This window comes from Gemmiger sp. An120, from assembly GCF_002160955.1.
In the GTDB taxonomy this organism is placed as follows: domain Bacteria; phylum Bacillota; class Clostridia; order Oscillospirales; family Ruminococcaceae; genus Gemmiger_A; species Gemmiger_A avium.
In genome coordinates, this window is the sequence record NZ_NFLN01000009.1 from 70,846 (window position 1) to 88,897 (window position 18,052).

17 protein-coding genes are annotated in these 18,052 nt (G+C 61.1%); 5 read left to right on the top strand and 12 right to left on the bottom strand.

The window, feature by feature from the left end:
- Positions 1–20 precede the first annotated feature (20 nt).
- Positions 21–2,057: a ferrous iron transporter B gene (gene feoB, locus B5E65_RS09080; protein WP_087171453.1), complete on the top strand. Its 2,037-nt coding sequence runs from the start codon at positions 21–23 to the stop codon at positions 2,055–2,057.
- The gene (locus tag B5E65_RS09085) at positions 2,057–2,230 is read left to right on the top strand and encodes a FeoB-associated Cys-rich membrane protein (protein ID WP_143402994.1); all 174 of its coding nucleotides are present in this window, start codon (positions 2,057–2,059) and stop codon (positions 2,228–2,230) included. Before feoB ends, B5E65_RS09085 begins: the two co-directional genes overlap by 1 nt.
- A gap of 72 nt (positions 2,231–2,302) precedes the next feature.
- Here B5E65_RS09085 and B5E65_RS09090 read toward each other — a convergent pair whose 3' ends face one another.
- The gene (locus B5E65_RS09090) at positions 2,303–2,671 is read right to left on the bottom strand and encodes a metal-dependent transcriptional regulator (RefSeq protein ID WP_087171455.1); all 369 of its coding nucleotides are present in this window, start codon (positions 2,669–2,671) and stop codon (positions 2,303–2,305) included.
- Positions 2,672–2,848: 177 nt separating this feature from the next.
- Positions 2,849–3,637, bottom strand: a complete 789-nt coding sequence (locus tag B5E65_RS09095) for a DUF975 family protein (protein ID WP_087171456.1) — start codon at positions 3,635–3,637, stop codon at positions 2,849–2,851.
- Positions 3,638–3,885: 248 nt separating this feature from the next.
- Between B5E65_RS09095 and adhE the strand changes: the two genes are divergently transcribed.
- Complete coding sequence (gene adhE / locus B5E65_RS09100) at positions 3,886–6,510, top strand: bifunctional acetaldehyde-CoA/alcohol dehydrogenase (RefSeq protein WP_087171457.1); 2,625 nt, start codon at positions 3,886–3,888, stop codon at positions 6,508–6,510.
- A 129-nt stretch (positions 6,511–6,639) separates the two neighbouring features.
- Here adhE and B5E65_RS09105 read toward each other — a convergent pair whose 3' ends face one another.
- From B5E65_RS09105 to B5E65_RS09120, 4 genes are all read right to left on the bottom strand, one after another.
- Positions 6,640–7,788 (bottom strand): DUF2812 domain-containing protein, encoded by a 1,149-nt coding sequence (locus tag B5E65_RS09105; protein WP_087171458.1) that lies wholly within the window; start codon positions 7,786–7,788, stop codon positions 6,640–6,642.
- Complete coding sequence (locus B5E65_RS09110; protein ID WP_087171459.1) at positions 7,785–8,093, bottom strand: PadR family transcriptional regulator; 309 nt, start codon at positions 8,091–8,093, stop codon at positions 7,785–7,787. Before B5E65_RS09110 ends, B5E65_RS09105 begins: the two co-directional genes overlap by 4 nt.
- Positions 8,094–8,216: 123 nt before the next feature.
- The gene (locus B5E65_RS09115) at positions 8,217–9,551 is read right to left on the bottom strand and encodes a putative ABC transporter permease (RefSeq protein ID WP_087171460.1); all 1,335 of its coding nucleotides are present in this window, start codon (positions 9,549–9,551) and stop codon (positions 8,217–8,219) included.
- 182 nt (positions 9,552–9,733) lie between these two features.
- On the bottom strand, positions 9,734–10,978 hold the full coding sequence (locus B5E65_RS09120; protein WP_087171461.1) for a glycosyltransferase: 1,245 nt from the start codon (positions 10,976–10,978) through the stop codon (positions 9,734–9,736).
- 205 nt (positions 10,979–11,183) lie between these two features.
- Between B5E65_RS09120 and B5E65_RS09125 the strand changes: the two genes are divergently transcribed.
- Both B5E65_RS09125 and B5E65_RS09130 read left to right on the top strand, forming a co-directional pair.
- On the top strand, positions 11,184–11,879 hold the full coding sequence (locus B5E65_RS09125) for a response regulator transcription factor (protein WP_087171462.1): 696 nt from the start codon (positions 11,184–11,186) through the stop codon (positions 11,877–11,879).
- A 4-nt stretch (positions 11,880–11,883) separates the two neighbouring features.
- A complete protein-coding gene (locus tag B5E65_RS09130; protein ID WP_087171463.1) occupies positions 11,884–13,875 on the top strand; it encodes a HAMP domain-containing sensor histidine kinase in 1,992 nt (663 codons plus the stop codon).
- A gap of 49 nt (positions 13,876–13,924) precedes the next feature.
- On the opposite strand, the gene B5E65_RS09135 is transcribed toward B5E65_RS09130, so the two are convergent.
- The 6 genes from B5E65_RS09135 to B5E65_RS09160 all read right to left on the bottom strand — a co-directional run bounded on the left by B5E65_RS09135 (position 13,925) and on the right by B5E65_RS09160 (position 17,939).
- Positions 13,925–14,527 carry a histidine phosphatase family protein gene (locus B5E65_RS09135; protein ID WP_087171464.1) on the bottom strand — a complete coding sequence of 201 codons (603 nt, stop codon included), beginning with the start codon at positions 14,525–14,527 and terminating at the stop codon, positions 13,925–13,927.
- On the bottom strand, positions 14,524–15,150 hold the full coding sequence (udk, locus tag B5E65_RS09140) for a uridine kinase (RefSeq protein ID WP_087171465.1): 627 nt from the start codon (positions 15,148–15,150) through the stop codon (positions 14,524–14,526). Before udk ends, B5E65_RS09135 begins: the two co-directional genes overlap by 4 nt.
- A 56-nt stretch (positions 15,151–15,206) precedes the next feature.
- The gene (locus B5E65_RS09145) at positions 15,207–15,692 is read right to left on the bottom strand and encodes a deoxycytidylate deaminase (protein ID WP_087171466.1); all 486 of its coding nucleotides are present in this window, start codon (positions 15,690–15,692) and stop codon (positions 15,207–15,209) included.
- 20 nt (positions 15,693–15,712) lie between these two features.
- Complete coding sequence (locus tag B5E65_RS09150; protein ID WP_087171467.1) at positions 15,713–16,570, bottom strand: NAD(P)/FAD-dependent oxidoreductase; 858 nt, start codon at positions 16,568–16,570, stop codon at positions 15,713–15,715.
- A 158-nt stretch (positions 16,571–16,728) separates the two neighbouring features.
- A complete protein-coding gene (locus B5E65_RS09155) occupies positions 16,729–16,977 on the bottom strand; it encodes a sporulation transcriptional regulator SpoIIID (protein WP_087171468.1) in 249 nt (82 codons plus the stop codon).
- 74 nt (positions 16,978–17,051) lie between these two features.
- Complete coding sequence (locus B5E65_RS09160; RefSeq protein WP_087171469.1) at positions 17,052–17,939, bottom strand: helix-turn-helix transcriptional regulator; 888 nt, start codon at positions 17,937–17,939, stop codon at positions 17,052–17,054.
- Positions 17,940–18,052 lie beyond the last annotated feature (113 nt).

Here is an 18,052-nt window from a genome sequence, read left to right on the forward strand (position 1 = left end):
GGAAAGAGGAGGCAACACCCATGCGCATTGCTTTGACAGGCAACCCGAACTCCGGCAAGACCACCATGTACAACGCCCTGACCGGGCGGAACGAAAAGGTGGGCAACTGGGCCGGCGTGACGGTGGAGAAAAAAGAACATCCCATCAAAAAGGCCTATTCCGACGGCGCGGAAGATCTGATCGCGGTCGATCTTCCCGGCGCGTATTCCATGTCACCCTTTACCTCAGAAGAAAGCATCACCAGTTCCTACGTGCGGCATGAGCATCCGGATGTGATCATCAACATCGTGGATGCCACCAACCTGAGCCGCAGCCTGTTTTTCACCACCCAGCTGCTGGAACTGGGTATCCCGGTGGTGGTGGCGCTGAACAAGAGCGACATCAACGCCAAAAAGCAGACGGTGATCAATACCGCGGAACTCTCCGCCAAGCTGGGCTGCCCGGTGCTGGAGACCGTCTCCACCTCGGCAGAGGGCCTGAAAGCGGTGGTTTCTGCTGCCGCCGGGCTCAAGGGCAAGACCCAGAAAGCCCCCTACAGCCAGGGTGAGATCGATCTGACCGACAAAAAGGCCGTGGAAGAGGCGGACCGCCGCCGTTTCGCCTTTGTGAACCAGCTGGTTACCCAGGTGGAAAAGCGCAAGGTGCTCACCCGGGAACGGGGCGTCGGGGACGCCATTGATGCGGTGCTCACCAACAAATTCCTGGGCATTCCCATCTTTGCGGTGGTGATGTTCCTGGTGTTCCAGATTTCCCAGGTCTGGGTCGGGCCTTTTATCGCCGAAGGTCATACATTTGAAAACGGCCTGGTGATTCCCGGCCTGGTCACCCTGATCGAGACCTTCCAGGGCTGGGTGACCGAACAGCTGGCCGGCGCCAACCCGCTGCTGACCGCCCTGCTGGCGGACGGCATTATCGGCGGCGTGGGCGCTGTGGTAGGCTTCCTGCCGCTGGTGATGGTGATGTACTTCCTCATCGCCCTGCTGGAAGACTGCGGCTATATGTCCCGCGTTTCGGTGGTGCTGGACCCCATCTTCAAAAAGGTGGGCCTTTCCGGCAAATCGGTCATTCCCTTTGTGATCGGCACCGGCTGCGCCATCCCGGGTGTTATGGCCAGCCGTACCATCCGCAATGAGCGGGAGCGCCGTGCCACCGCCATGCTTACCCCGTTCATGCCCTGCGGCGCCAAGATTCCGGTTATCGCCCTGTTTGCCGGCGCGTTCTTTGACGATGCGGGCTGGGTCAGCTTTGTAATGTATGCCACCGGCATTGTGCTCATCTTCCTGGGGGCGCTGCTGGTCAACAAAATCGCGGGCTACAAAAACCGCAAATCCTTCTTTATCATCGAGCTGCCGGAGTATAAGATTCCCTCTCTGTGGTTTGCCCTCAAGGCCATGTGTGCCCGGGGCTGGGCCTACATTGTAAAGGCCGCCACGATTATTCTGCTGTGCAACACCGCCGTGCAGATCATGCAGACCTTCAGCTGGAACTTCCAGGTGGCTGAAACCGCAGACGCCTCCATCCTGGCTTCCATCGCCGGGCCTTTTGCCTGGCTGCTGGTACCCATTGTGGGCGTGCTCAGCTGGCAGCTGGCCGCGGCCGCGGTTACCGGCTTCATCGCCAAGGAAAACGTGGTGGGTACCCTGGCCGTCTGCTTTGTGGGTCTTGAGAACCTCATTGACACCGATGCGCTGGAAATGATGGAAGGCGCCGGTGCCGAGGTGGCGGGCATTATCGCCATCACCAAGGTGGCGGCCCTGGCCTACCTGATGTTCAACCTGTACACCCCGCCCTGCTTTGCCGCCATCGGCGCCATGAACTCCGAGATGAAGAGCGCCAAATGGCTGTGGGCCGGCATTGGTCTGCAGCTGGGCACCGGTTATTCGGTCGGCTATCTGGTCTACCAGGTGGGTACCCTGATTACCACCGGTTCGGTGGGCGCGGGCTTTGTGCCCGGCCTGGTCGCGGTGGTTGCCTTTGCTGCGGTGCTGACCTACCTGTGCCTGCGGTCGGATAAGGAACTGAAAAGCGAATACGCCCTGAATGGAGTGAAATGCTGATGATCGATTATATTGTACTGGCGATCCTGGTAATCCTGATTGCCGCTGCCGGGTATTATGTCTACCGGGCGAAAAAGAGCGGCAAAAAGTGCATCGGCTGCCCGGACGGCTGCTCCTGCTGCGCCAAAAAGGGAAATACCCCCTGCGGCTGCGGCGGCCATAAGAACCCGTAAACCGCCAGAGAACCCAAAACGCGCCCTCTCCGCATGCCGGAGAGGGCGCGTTTATTGGTTCAGTATGAATGTTCAGCCGGGCTCACGCACATGGCGGCGCAGCGCGTCAAAACTCTCGGCGCTGATCACATGCTCGATGCGGCAGGCGTCCTCCGCGGCTATCTTCGGGTCCACCCCCAGCCGGACAAGCCAGGCACTCAGCAGCTGGTGCCGCTCGTAGATGCGGCCGGCGATCTCCCGGCCGCTTTCGGTCAGGGTGATATATCCTTCCGGGGATACCTCGATCTGTCCGCCTTCCCGCAGCTTTTTCATGGCCACGCTCACGCTGGACTTTTTAAAATCCAGCTCGGCCGCTATATCCACCGCGCGCACCACAGGCCGCTGCTTGCTTAAAATCAGGATGGTTTCCAGATAGTTTTCCGCAGATTCGTTTGTATGCACGGTGCAGCCTCTCTTTCCGGTCAGCCCCCGGGGGCGTCTGCCTGCCGCGGGGCTGTTCTGTTTTACTGTATATTCTACTATACCATATAGAAAAGCCGAAAGGCAACTTTACCCATTCCGGCAAATAAAGTGCCGCGGCGGAACCGGTCCGCCGCGGCGCTTTCTGTGTACAGGAAATCAGTACCGCACAAAGCCGCCCAGCTCTTCCTCGCTGGTCAGGCCCTGGCTGAACGCCTTGGCACGCAGCGCGGCATACAGTTCCGCGTAGGTGGCCTGGATGTAGGGGCTCACAAACAGGGCGCCGATGCCGCACAGCAGCGCGCCCAGCAGAGACCAGCCCAGGAAGGACAGCCCCAGCACAAAGATACGGCCCTTTTCCCCCTGGGTCATGGCGGCGGAAAGCTGCCGGGCCCGGCGGCTGTTCATGTAGGGATTCTCTGCCAGCAGGTAGGGAACCAGCACCAGCTGCAGGCTCTTGTAGATCATCGGGATCACGCAGAGCATGGAAAGCAGAATCAAAATATAAGAATTCAGAATAATGCCCAGCGCAAGAAGAATGGTCATCGGTACGCCGCCCCACAGCACAACGATCAGAGAATACAGGAACATGCTTTTCAGCACATTGCCGTATCCGCTGCCAAACACCGAGGTCAGGGTAGAGAACGGGGGATTGCCCACCCGGTTTTCCATCAGCAAGCGGCAGCAGCCTACCTGCAGCGGCATCCCTACAAAGATGTTCAGCGCCAGGGAGAACAGGCTGCCGGCGATCAGGAACATCAGCAGAACCATAGCGGTGCGGTAGGGAAGAAAACCGGTGTTCAGATTGATCTGAATGCGGGTGTACTGCAAAGCGGTCAGGGTGCTGCCGGAGGCCAGCCCCACCAGCAGGCAGGCCACAAAGGTACGCCAGTAGCTGTGGGAAAGAACAGCCTTGGCGTTAGTTTTCAGAAGAGAACGGGTCCACATAATGGTCACCTCACGGATATAAAAAATATTCCCGGCGCACCGCGCCGGGAGCCTTGCGTCTATTATAGCAGAAAAAACACGCTGTGAAAAGAGAATCGGCAATCTATACAAAATTGCGTTAAAATATTGACAATGTTAGGTCAACGCACGGATTGTTAAAGCGTTAACGATATGCTACAATAAGGGCACCGAAGGGAAGGGAGGCACCCCCAACCTCCCATAGCTTTGAAAGGCAGGTAGAGAGAAAAATGGCAGAGAAGAAAACTGCGAAAGAGACCGCCCCTGTGGAGACCGTAAAGTCCGAAGTGGACGTTATGATCGACGGCCTGGTGGCCCGCGCCCAGGTGGCCCTGCAGAAGTTCCTGACCCTGGATCAGGAAACCGTGGACCACATTGTGCATGAGATGGCCCTGGCTGGCCTGGACAAGCACCAGGAACTGGCCCGCATGGCGGTGGAAGAGACCGGCCGCGGCGTGTACGAGGATAAGGTCATCAAGAACATGTTCGCCACCGAGTACATCTGGCACGACATCAAGAATGAAAAGACCGTCGGCATCCTGGAAGAGAACGACATGGAAGGCTACGTGGAAGTAGCGGAGCCGGTCGGCGTCATCTGCGGCGTCACCCCCACCACCAACCCCACCTCCACCACCCTGTTCAAGTGCCTGATCGCGGTCAAGACCCGCAACCCCATCATCTTTGGCTTCCATCCCTCTGCGCAGAAGTGCAGCGCGGAAGCTGCCCGGATCGTCTACGAGGCTGCGGTCAAGGCCGGCGCCCCGGAAGACTGCATCCAGTGGATCGACAAGCCCAGCATTGAGGCTACCGGCGCATTGATGAATCATCCCGGCGTGGCCACCATCCTGGCCACCGGCGGCCCCGGCATGGTCAAGGCGGCTTACTCCTGCGGCAAGCCGGCTCTGGGCGTAGGCCCCGGCAACGTGCCCTGCTTCATCGAGAAGAGCGCCGACCTGCATCGGGCCTGCACCGACCTGATGATGTCCAAGACCTTCGACAACGGCATGATCTGCGCGTCTGAGCAGGCCGTTATCGTGGAGAAAGAGATCGCGGCCGACTTCGAGAAGTACATGAAGCTGAACAACTGCTACTTCCTGAACGCCGAAGAGACCGAGAAGCTCACCAAGTACATGTTCCCCGATCCCAACAAGGGCGTGTTTGCCCCGGTGGTCGGCAAGTCTGCCAACTGGATCGCCGAGCAGGCCGGTCTGACCGTGCCCGAGAAGACCAAGATCCTGATCGCTCCGCTGGATCATCCCGGCAACGATCATCCTCTGAGCAAGGAGAAGCTCAGCCCCGTGCTGGCCTACTTCATCTGCAAGGATAAGGAAGAGGGCTTCCAGTTCGCCAACACCATGCTGGAGCTGGGCGGTCTGGGCCACTCCGCGGTTATCCACACCGGCGATATGGAGATTGCCGACGAGTACGGCGTGCGCATGAAGGTAGGCCGTATCATCGTGAACAGCCCCTCTTCTCAGGGCGCTATCGGCGACATCTACAACACCAACACCCCGTCCCTGACCCTGGGCTGCGGCAGCTACGGCAAGAACTCGGTCAGCCAAAACGTGACCACCGTCAACCTGGTCAACAAAAAGCGTATCGCCAAGCGGAGGGTCAATATGCAGTGGTTCAAGGTGCCGCCCAAGATCTATTTTGAGAACGACTCCATCCAGTACCTGGAGAAGATGGAAGACATCAGCCGCGCCTTCATCGTTACCGACCCTGTGATGGTCAAGCTGGGCAACGTGGACAAGGTTCTGTACTACCTGCGCAAGCGCGAGCAGTACTGCCACAGCGAGATCTACTCCGACGTGGAGAGCGATCCCAGCGTGGAGTGCATCATGCGCGGCGTGGAAGCCATGCGTGTCTTCCAGCCTGACGTAATCATCGCCATCGGCGGCGGCAGCGCCATCGACGCGGCCAAGGGTATGTGGCTGTTCTACGAGCATCCGGAAACCAGCTTCGACGGCCTGCGTCAGCGCTTCCTGGATATCCGTAAGCGTGCTTTCAAGTTCCCGAAACTGGGCACCAAGACCAAGTTGGTGGCTATCCCCACCACTTCCGGTACCGGTTCCGAGGTTACCAGCTTCTCGGTTATCACCGACAAGAAGAACGGCAACATCAAATATCCTCTGGCGGACTACAGCCTGACCCCGGACGTGGCGATCATCGATCCCCAGTTCACCGCCAGCATGCCCCGCAGCATCGTGGCCGATACCGGTCTGGACGTGCTGACCCATGCCATCGAGGCCTATGTGTCCGTGATGGCCAGCGACTACACCGACGGTCTGGCTCTGCAGGCTGCCGAGATGGTCTTCACCTACCTGGAGCGCTCCTACAACGGGGATCCTCTGGCCCGCGAGAAGATGCACAACGCTTCCTGCATCGCCGGTATGGCTTTCACCAACGCGTTCCTGGGCCTGAACCACTCCATGGCGCATAAGCTGGGCGGCGAGTTCCACATCCCCCATGGCCGTGCCAACGCCATCCTGATGCCCTACGTGATCGCCTACAACGCCAAGCGGCCCACCAAGTTCGCCGCCTTCCCCAAGTACAAGGAGTATGTGGCGGATCAGCGGTATGCCAAGCTGGCCCAGCGCTGCGGCCTGTGCAACATCGGCACCGGCACCTATGAGGCGGTGGATTGCCTGATTGCTGCCATCCAGAAGCTGATGCTGGATACCGAGCGCCCGCTCACCATCAAGGCCTGCGGCATCTCCGAGGAGGAGTTCCTGGCCAAGGTGGACGAACTCTCCTACAAGGCTTTCGAAGACCAGTGCACCACCGCCAACCCGGTGTACCCGCTGGTCAGCGAGATCAAGGAACTCTACCTGCAGGCTTACTACGGCAAATAAGCCAGCGTAATGACCTGATTTTCTCTTCCCGCCGGAGGGCGGCGCCTTTGGGCGCCGCCCTCTCTCTTTATTTATTACAGACAAAACGGCCGCCCCCGCAGGGACGGCCGTTTTGCTATATAAGGTTACTTATGTCGGGTCATTCCATTGCTCAGCCAGTACGGTAAGCGCCTGCATCAGCGCGGCCCGCTGCTCTTCGTCGTTTTCCACGGGAACAAGCAGGGTGATGCAGGCGGCTTTATTGCCCCGCACCGCCACCGCTTCCAGCGCACCGCAGACAGCCCAGTCCAGTCCGTCCACCTCCACGGTCTCCATGGCCCAGCCAAAGGTGGCGGTTTCCGTCAGGATGGGGCCCAGCTCGGCTGCTGCCTGCGGGCTGCTCAGTTCGTATACATCCTGAAACAGGCTGGCCTGGGTGCTTCCCGTTTCCCGGATTTCCTGGCCGTGCCACCAACGCCCGCCCAGCAGCGGGGTAACGCGGATGGAACTTTCGCGCCCCTCCCGCACCGGCAGATTGGTCAGCTCGCCCTCTTCGCCCAGCTGTTCCAGCACCAGGCAGGGCCCGACCTGCCCGGCTACCGGCATCAGGGTGCGGGTTCCGACCGCCTGCCACACAAGAAACGCAACGCAGACAGCGCCTGCCGCCCAGAATCCGCCCTGAATGGTCCGCCAGCCCCATTGCGGCCGCCGGTCCAGCGGCTGACCCAACCGCATCCGCCGGTACTGCCGCCCCAGGCTGATCACCTGGTGCAGGGCCCCGGCCAGCAGGCTGCCCATCAAAATAAGGGCCAGCGGCACCAGCGTGGGCGCCTGCAGGCAGGTGATCCGCATATCGGCAAACCGGCCGCTCCAGTTCAGGCAAACCAGCAGCAGGTAGATGGCCGTCTGTACACACGCGCCGATCAGCTGATGGCGGGCCTCCCGGCGCAGCCCCTGCAGGGTGTCTGCCTGCTGGCGGGGATCGTCGTACAGCTCCGGCTCACCGCTGCCCGCCGGCGCCCGGAACAGATGCACCAGTCCGCGCCCGGTCACATATTGCCAGCCGCACTCCTCGTACAGCTGGATCTGTTCCGGCGGCAGCTGTACCTCGCCAAAATTTCCCGAGGAACTGGCCAGCTCCACCCGGTAGCATACCTCCTCCGGCTCCTTGCGGATAAACCGGCTGAAGAACGCGCCCCGCTTTTCCAGCTGCCAGCCGCGCCGCGCCATGCGGGCATAGAAGCGCTCCATACCGCCGATGTCCCAGTCGTTGGGATGAGGCCAGTAAAGCCGTTTCATAGTCCTTCCTCCTTCAGCAGTGCCCCGTCCTCCACCAGGCGGCAAAGGCGGGCATACTCCGTTTTAAGGGCTTCTTTTCCGTCTTCAGTCAGTGCGTAGGTCTTGCGGCGGGCGTCCTGGTCTTCCAGCCGGATCAGCCCTTCCCGCTGCAGACGGCTTAAAATGCCATACAGGGTACCGGGGCTCATGGTCAGCCGCCCGCCGCTCAGCTGGCTGATCCGCTGCATCAGCCCGTACCCGTGCAGCGGACGCAGCAGGGCCAGCAGTACATAGTACATGGCCTCGGTCATTGGCTGCTGCTCCATGCCACCGCCTCCTTTACTATTATGCGTCGCGATATATCGTGTAACATAATAATACCATCTGCCTGCGCGGCTGTCAACAAAAAAGGCCCGCGCCAACCGGCGCGGGCCTTTGCCTGCAAAAAATCAGTCGTCTACAATAATGGCGTTGGGGTAGATGCGCTCCATCCGCTCGTCGGGGAACCGCTTGTCCAGCAGCTGCGCCAGGGGGCCGGTGCCGGGATCGGCAACGGTGTTGCGCTCCACATACCGGGCCATGGCCAGGCTGCTCACGATCATGTTGAAGATCATGAACACCACCAACACCCAGGTGATGATGACACCGGGTCGCATGGGGATCTTTTCAATCAGGGCCGACAGCCGGGGATACACCACCTTGAGCCAGACCACCGCCGCGATGCCCCAGAAGAAGCAGTACAGCAGGTTGATACGGCCACCCAGGTTAAAGGGGATTTTGCTGTAGTCCCAGAACACGGTGCCGAATACCAGTTCGGTGAACACGCTGCACACGTATTCGTAGGCGCCGCCCAGAACCGTGCCCACCACAAAGATGTAGCGGTCGCTCTTGTCCCGCCAGCGGTAGAGGATGGCGGTCAGCAGCACAGCACCCAGGCCCCAGACGATGCTGAACGGCCCATACACCACGCTGCTGCGGCTCATGAGCACGCCGGCGGTCACATAGCAGAAGATCGTCTCCACAATGTCGCCCAGGAATGCGCCGATAAAGAACAGCAGGGTCAGTTTGTAGAATCCGCAGCCCTCGGCAAACACCTTTTCGCCGGTTTTCTGCTGCGCCCGGGCCCGGCGCTCTTCCAGCAGCTTTTCCACCTGCAGGTTGGGATACGCCTTGACCATACGGCGCTGGATACGGCGGGTCAGCGCGTTGCCCAGCCGGTCGGTCAGCACGCCCAGACCGTCGCCGATTTCATCGATGCGGCCCAGCCGCACCTTCATCTGCGCCACAGCCGCCGCACTGGAGATAAAGTCGATGGCAAACAGCGCGATCAGCACCCAGACCACGATCTCGCCCACCAGCGGCGGGAACAAGGCGCCCAGCCGCAGCACCAGCGGGTTCAGCAGCTTCATGCACAGCACGCCGAACAGGCCCCACAGGATGCTGTATTTCAGGCAGATGTAGCCCTCAAACTGGAACTTCTGGTTGGAGTAGTCCCACCACTTGCGGTGGAAGATAGCCTCCAGTAGCTTGCCGCTGATCAACTCCACAAACGCGGAGAGGATCATGCCGCCCAAAAACAGGAAGAACCAGGTGTGGGTCAGCTCCTGCAAGAAGAGCGCGAAACTCACCGCAACCGTGCCGTAGATGGGGCAGAGCGGCAGGTTGATAAAGCCACGGTTCATAAATTTTTTATGTACCACGGCGGCTTGGGCGGTTTCCAGCACCCAGCCCGCAAACGAATAGATAAAGAACAGCCATGCCAGGGGATAAAACCCGTATTCCATACAAAACTCCTCAAATACTTCCGGTGGAAGATACAAAAAATGCTCCCCGTCCACCGGTCGGGGAGCATCTTTATTATACCATGCCCGCAGGCAAAAAGCGATGATTCTTGCCAAAGCGTTGCCGGGCACACAAAAGGGTAGGCGGTTTTCAGTGCGTTTGATGTTCCCACAACATCCGGGGCTCAGGCCGCGCGTTCACGGCGCAGCCGGCGCCCGCGCCGCACCGTCAGATGGGCGGTGTGATCCACCGGTACCCAGCGGCGGGGCGGGCACAGAACACCCAGTACACCCAGCGGGGCCCAGCAGGCCATGAACAGCCCAAAACCCAGCACACTGCCAAGGCCCGGCCGTTCCGCCCGGGGCAGGAACAGCCGCAGAACCAGTGCTCCCAGCGCGCAGCCCAGCCAGCCCAGCATCGCCGCTGCCAGCGGTGCCCACAGGGGCAGATGCCCCCGGGCCAGCGCCAGTGCTGTGCCTGTCACACCCAGCAGGGTGCCCACCGCCCCGGTAAGCGGGGTCAGGAAAAACAGGCAGCTGTCCAGGGTAACCGCCCGCCGCCGCTGTACCAGCGCCCGGGCCAGGCAGCCGCCCCGGGCTTGTCCGGCCTGCAGCACGCCGCCGATCCAGCGCCGCCGCTGCACCAGGCTGACCCGGAAAGACACCGGCTCCACATCCCGGGTCACCGCTCCGGGCACCCAGGCTACCGGATAACCCAACTCCGCGCACTGGGCGGAAAACTCCGCGTCTTCCGCAATCGTCACGGTGTTCCAGCCGCCCAGCCGATCCAGCACCTCTTTATGTACCGCGAATCCGGTGCCCACCAGTTTGGCGGACAGCCCCAGTGCACCCCGGGGCTCGTTGAAAAACAGATCAAACAGCCGGAAATACAGACCATAGCATCCGGCCACCCAGCCCGCGCGGGGGTTCTGGGCGGCGATCCGTCCCTTGGCCACCCGGGCCCCGGCACAGAACGCGTCGTTCATCCGGGCCAGAAACGCCGGGTCTGCCTGGTTGTCCGCGTCAAACACGCAGAAGGCATCGTAATCCATGTTCCGCAGCCGGGCCAGACCGCTGTGCAGCGCCTCGCCCTTGCTGTGGGCGCCGGGGCAGTCCAGCACGATGGCCCCCGCCGCCCGGGCTGTACCGGCGGTGTCGTCGGTGCAGTTGTTGGGCAGTACATAAACATCAAACAGTTCCCGGGGATAGTCCTGCGCCAGAATGCTGCGCACGAACCCGCTGATCACCGCTTCCTCGTTGCGGCCCGCGGCCAGCACCGCAAACCGGGTACGGGGCGCGGCAGGGGAGTACCGGGGCCTGAATCCCTGCCGGGCACGGCATACAAGGCCGGCAACCGCTACCAGCGCAAACCACACACAGGCTGCCTTGCACAGCAGCGACAAAACAAACAGCAGATTCATGCCTTCCATATGACCGCTCCTCCCGTTTTTGGCTACGGTCTCAGCATACCATCCCTTTTTTAAGGCCTGCGGGGGAATTGTTTAAGATTTATATAAGACGGCATTCCTTAATGAAATCTTAAGATGGGGGCGGCTTTCCCTTTGCGGGGGATTGGGCTATAATGAAATTGCCGCTTGCGGGGGCCTGGCCATCCGCGGGGCAGGGAGGAACCATATGTATAACATTCTGATTTGCGACGATGACGCGGACATCCGTGCCGCGCTTAAAATTTATCTGTCCAGCGAGGGATACAACCTGTTTGAAGCGGAAAACGGGGCTCAGGCGCTGGAGATCGCGGCCCGGGAACCGCTGCACCTGATTTTGCTGGACGTGATGATGCCCGCCATGGACGGCATTGCCGCCACCGCCCGGCTGCGCCAGACCAGCAATGTGCCGATTATCCTGCTCACCGCCAAAAGTGAGGACAGTGACAAGGTGCTGGGCCTGAACGTAGGGGCGGACGACTATGTGACCAAACCCTTTAACCCGGTGGAACTGCTGGCCCGGGTAAAAAGCCAGCTGCGCCGGTACGCCCAGCTGGGCGGCATGCCCGACGCAGGCGGCCACCGGCTGCAGGTGGGGGGCGTGTGCCTGGACGATGAGACCAAAACCGTAACGGTGGACGGCACGCCTATTGCCCTGACCCCCATCGAGTACAACATCCTGCGGCTGCTGATGCAGAACCCGGGCCGGGTGTATTCCAGCACCCAGATTTACGAGCTGGTGTGGAACGAGCCCGCCCTGGGCAGCGAGAGCGCGGTGGCGGTGCACATCCGTCACCTGCGGGAGAAGATTGAGATCGATCCGTCCCAGCCCCGGTATCTGAAGGTGGTATGGGGCCTGGGCTATAAGATGGAAAAGGGGGTGTAAGCCCATGAAGACCCGGCTGGGCGAACGCATCGGGGTGCGGGCGCTGGCATTTTTTCTGCTGGCGGTAAGTTCCGCTATCGGGGGCCTGAGCCTGTTTGGTACCCTGTGGTGCGAAAACTGCAACTGGTACGCCAACCGGCAGGCGGGAAGCTATTTTGAAACCGAGGCGTTTTACGGCGAGATAGAAAGGGATACCACTACCATTGCGCAGATAGCGGGGGCAGAAGGGGAGCCCGATTGGGCAGAGAGCATCTATTCTCCCCTGAATTCCAACCTGACCTATGAGCTCTGGGAGGTTTCCGGAAAAGATCCGATGGGGGAAGGCACACTGCTCTCGGCCACCTACACCGTCAGTACAGATACGATCAGTGGATCAGCGACCATTCCGCGCCAGTCTTTTTACTATGATGAAGGGGCGGAGGACGTCTGGTACCGGGTAGACTGGACGGTGGACTGCACCCTGCCGGTGGGTGACAGTTACTATTACGAATATTTGCTCTTTGTCAACCTCTATGATGAACGCTACTTTTTGCCAGCGGTAGCCGCCGCGAGCCTGGCTTTGTCCCTGGGCTTGCTGATCTTTCTGCTCTGGAACGCGGGCCGCGCCCCTGGCGGGCAGCGAAACGCCGGCCCGGCGGGTTTTCTGCCGCTGGAAGCGTATCTTCTGCTTACCGTGGGCGGAGGGGCACTCTGCTTAGCCTTGATGAGCAACGGCGCGCAGAATATCCTGGGAACCGTGCTCTGGCTGCTGGGCCTGTGGGGAGGCTTTTTGTTCTTCACCGATGCCCTGATGGGAATTTGTGCCCGTGCCCGGGCAGGGGTGCTGTTCCGCCACAGTCTGAGCGGGGCGGTGCTTCGCTGGACCTGGCGGCTGGTGCGGGGATTCTTCCGCTGGCTGCGGGATTCCTTTGCCGCGCTGCCGCTGGTCTGGGTCGCCATGATGGGCGGCGTCTGTGTGCTGCTGGGCGAAACAGTCCTCACCCTGATCGCCTTTGATTCCTACGAACTGTTTTTCTGGCTGCTCTGGCTCGCCGCGCAGGTGCTGCTGCTGGCGGTGCTGTGCCGGTTCTTCGCCGGGCTGCACCAGCTGCGGCTGGTTTCCCGCAAGATGGCCCAGGGAGACCTGAGCGTCCGTGTCCCGGCCAAAAAACTCTGGGGCCCGCTGCGGGAGCAGGGGGAAGACCTGAACCGCATCAGCGAGGGCATGAGCGCTGCCGTGGATGAGCGCCTGCGCAGCGAGCGGTTCAAGACCGACCTGATCACCAACGTGTCCCACGATTTGAAAACACCCCTTACCAGCATCATCAACTATGTGGATCTGCTGCAGAAGCAGCCGCTGGAACCCCAGGCCGCCGAGTATGCGGCGGTCATTGCCCGGCAGGGACAGCGATTGAAAAAACTCACCGAGGATCTGGTGGAGGCCAGCAAGGCCAGCAGCGGAAGCCTGCCGGTGAACGCCGAGCCCACCGATCTGGCCGAACTGCTTACCCAGGCGGTAGGGGAGTACGCCCCCCGGCTGGAAAAAAGCAACCTGGAACCGGTTCTGCAGCTGCCCGGTGAACCGGTCTGGTCGATGCTGGACGGGCGTCTTACCTGGCGGGTGGTGGATAACCTGCTGAGCAACGTCTGCAAATACTCCCAGCCGGGCACCCGAGTTTACGTGGAGGCCGAACAGCGGGAGGGTCGGGCCTGGCTGCGGGTCAAGAACATCAGCCGCCAACAGCTGAATATTCCGGCGGACGAACTGATGGAGCGGTTCGTGCGGGGGGATTCCAGCCGAACCACCGAGGGCAGCGGCCTGGGCCTGAACATTGCCCGCAGCCTGGCGGAGCTGCAGAACGGCGAGTTCGGCCTGGCCATCGACGGAGACCTGTTCAAAGCCTGGGCGTCCTTCCCGCTCAGCGCCCCGCCGGTCCGGGAAGAACCGCCGGCGGATGTACCCAATCTCACCCAGGCCTCAGTTTCTGTCCCGGCGCAGCTTCCGCTGCCAACATAAAAAAGAACTCCGATGCGCGGTTTTGCGCAGCGGAGTTTTTCTATGTAATTTAGCCGTAGTATTTGTCCCGGGCGGCGCAGTGCTGCGCCAGGGTCCAGGCGGTGCCGTCGTGATGCAGCACCACAAATCCGCAGTTGCCCACGCTCTCGGCCCAGAACTGGGAGAGGGGCGTGCCCAGCGCCGCGGTGAGCAGCGCATGGATAGCGGCCCCGTGGCTTACCGCCAGGATGTTGTGGTCGCCCGCATGTTCCCGGCTGACCCGGTCCAGAAACTCACCCACCCGGGCTACCAGATGTTCCAGGCTTTCGCCGCCCTCCGGCGGTCGGTAGGCGGGCGGATCGGCAAAGAATGGCGCAAATGCCTCGCCCAAAGCGTCGGTGGTCTGCCCCTCCCAGATACCAAAACTGATTTCGATGATGGCCGGCTCGATGGTCAGCTGATCCTCCCGCAGACCGGTGGCCAGCATGGCGGTGTCCCGGGTGCGGTGCAGCGGGCTTACATATACCCGGTCAAAGGTCACGCCGGCCAGCTGGCGAGCAGCCTCCCGGGCCTGGTTGCGGCCGGTTTCGTTGAGGGGCTTGTCCAGCTGCCCCTGCAGCGCCTTGCGGCGGTTGTAATCGGTTTCGCCGTGGCGCAGAAGATACAGATTCATTGTGCGTTGCGGGCCAGGTGGCTGTTGACACGCCACACCAGCATATCCAGTGCCACCTGGTTCTTGCCTCCTTCCGGAATGATCAGATCCGCCTTGCGCTTGCTGGGCTCCACAAACTGCTCATGCATCGGCTTGACGGTGGTCAGATACTGGGTCACCACGCTGTCCAGCGTGCGGCCGCGCTTTTTCACGTCCCGCATGATGCGGCGCAGAATACGTACATCCGCGTCGGTGTCCACAAACACCTTGATGTCCAGCAGATCGCACAGCTCCTGGCTGCAGAACAGCAGGATGCCCTCCACCAGAATGACCGGCGCGGGTTGGATGGTGATGGTGGCCTCGGCCCGGTTGTGCACCGTGTAGTCATAGGTAGGGCATTCGATGGCATGGCCCGCTTTCAGTTGACGCAGCTGCTCCATCATCAGCTCGGTATCAAAGGCGTCCGGGTGATCGTAGTTCAGCTTGCAGCGTTCCTCGTAGGTCATGTCGTCGTGGCGCTTATAGTAGTTGTCCTGATTCACCACGCTGACCTCGTGATCGCCGAACCGCTCTTTCAGCCGCCGGGTCAGGGTCGTTTTGCCGCTGCCGGTGCCGCCGGCGATGCCCAACAAAATAATGTCCATCGTTACACCATCCTCATTCTTCTCACCGGCGCCTTGCAGGCCGGTATATTCCGCGTTTACAGGGTCAGGCCGACCTCCCGCCCGGTGGGGGTATAGGGGGTGAAGCGCACGCCCGCCCGGTTCAGCAGAAACCGGCTGGCTACGCTGATATCGCTGTCATGGTACTTGTCCGAAAGGTAGATGATCTCGGCAATGCCGCTCTGGATGATCGCCTTGGCGCACTCATTGCAGGGGAACAGGGTCACATACACCCGGGCGCCTTTCAGGTTGCCGTGGGCGTTGTTCAGGATCGCGTTCAGTTCCGCATGGCACACATACATATATTTGGTGTCCAGGGGTTCGCCCTCCCGGTTCCAGGGCATCTCATCGTCGGGGCAGCCCAGCGGCATGCCGTTGTACCCCAGCGACAGAATCTTGTTTTCCGGGCTTACAATACAGGCGCCCACCTGGCTGTTGGGGTCCTTGCTGCGCATAGCCGTCAGCATGGCAATCCCCATGAAATATTCGTCCCAGCTGATGTAATCCGTGCGTTTTGCCGACATAGTTGCTTCGCCTTCCTCCTTTATTTCCCTTCCCGGTCAGCCCGATCCAGGTATTCCGCTGCGCTCAGCGCCGCCACCAGGCCTTCGCCCACGGCCTTGGCCACCTGCAGGGGTTTGCCTACCAGGTCCCCCGCGGCAAACACGCCGGGCACACTGGTGCTCATGTCCCGCCCGGTGCGCACAAACCCGTCTTCCAGCTCCAGACCGGGCAGCAGGGTGTCGGGGGCTACCGCCGCCCGCAGGATAAACACCCCGGTGCAGGGCAGTTCCCGTCCGTCAGCAAGCCGCACGGCAGAAACCACGCCTTCGCCCAGCACTTCCCGGATGGCACCCGCCTCAAAGGGGATGGCCTCTTCCAGTTCGGCGGGGCGGCGGGCCGCCACAAAGGTCACCCGGCAGCCGATACCGGCCAGGAAATTCGCCTCGGAGGCAGCCTCCTCCGCCAGGCCCCAGACCACCACGTCCCGGCCCCGGTACAGCATGCCGTCACAGGTGGCGCAGTAGGAAACGCCCATGCCCAGCCGTTCCGCCTCGCCCGCCACGGGCTTGGCCTTGCTCACACCGGTGGCCAGGATGATGCTGCGGCTCTCCAGCATGTCGCCGCCAAAATTCACCATAAAATGTCCGTCAAAGGGCAGAATGTTGCCCACCCGCCCGGTGCGGACCTCAATGTCCATACCAGCCGCGTGTTCGCCAAATTGGCGCAGCATCTCCTGCCCGGTCATCCCGGGCATGCCCAGGTAGTTGTCCATCCGCTCCGCCTTGACCAGATACCCGGCCCCGGCGCTCAGCACCAGGCAGCTCTTGCCCCGCTGGTGCAGGTTGATCGCCGCCGAAAGCCCGGCAGGGCCGCCGCCTACTACGATACAGTCCAGCATAGTTTATCCTCCGCCCGCCGCAGCGGGTCTTATGTTTTCTAATCATTATACCCGAAACGGCGGTAAAGTACAATGCCGGCGCGGGCCAAATCGACAAAAAGAGCGCTTTGGCCTGTGCCCGTGCGGGCAGCCAAAACGCTCGTTTCGTCCGTTGCGGGTCAGTGCCCGCGGTATTTTTCCCGTGTTGCGGCCCCGCCCCGCAGGTGCCGCTCCGCCTTGTTGCGCTGCAGCACCTGCTGCACCTGCCGGTACAGCGCGGGATTGTATCGCTTCAAACGGTAGGTCACGTCCTTGTGCACGGTGCTTTTGGAAATCCCAAACGCCAGCGCGGCGCTGCGCACGGTGGCGCTGTGCTGCAGAATATATGCGCCCAGCGCGGCCGCGCGCTCCTCCGGGTTGCCTTTCATGCGGGTCCCCCCATGCTGCTTTTTTTACCATGGGTATGAGACCAAACACAAAAATATGTAACCCGGCGGCAGAATCAGTCCGGTTCCCGGTGGGTGCGGTCCCGCTGGCCCTGCCGCCAGGCGGCAGGGGAGACCGAAAAATGCTGCTTGAATGCCTGGGAAAACGCCCCCGCGCTGGTATAGCCGAACTGTTCCGCCAGCTCCTGAATGGTGGCGGAACTGTCGCACAGTTCCCGTTCGGCCAGCTTCAGCCGGTACAGGGTCAGAAATTTCTGGGGCGAGCAGTTCATTTCCCGCTGAAAACATTTATACAGATAGCTCTGTGTCACATGGGCAAACTCGCACAGTTCCGCCACCGAGAACTCCCGGGGCGGCACCCGGCGCAGATGTCCGATGCACTGGCGTACCAGCTGGGCGCCCGCGTCGTTGGCGGCGGTGTGGGCGGCCTGGCTGCTGTGCAGCAGGCTGCGGGCCAGCTGCAAAACCATCCAGTCCAGCAGAATATGGGCTTCCCGGTGGGCACCGGGTTCCTCCGGACTCAGGCCGTGCACCATCCGGCAGATGGTGCCCAGTTCCGCTTCGGCCAGCACGCCCCGGTACAGTGCGGGTAAAGCACAGTCCAGCAGAGAGGTGAACTCTTCTTCCATGGCGCTGTCCGCCAGATCAAAATAGGCGTAGCCGTATTCGGTTTCCTCGTCGGTGGTGCAGCGGGCGGTGTACCGGATAAAGGGTGGAATCACCAGTGCGTCACCGGGATTCATCACAAAGCGGCGGCTGCCGGCTTCAAAATCCACCCGCCCGCAGACCAGAAATACCAATTTGAACTGAACCCCCACCGTGGTTTTGTCCTGATGGGGCGGTATGCTTCTGTATAAAGCAAAATGCCGGATATGGAATGAAAACTGATCCAGCGCCCGGCTCAGCGAATCCGGCGCAAGAGGATTGGGCCGGAATGATTGCATGACGAATACCCCCTTTTTTTACCGCAAAAGTCAATGCCTATCCTTATTCTACCAGACCTTCCCACGCAAGGGAATGATTTTATGCAGTTTTGGATTGAAAACCCGGTTGCGTT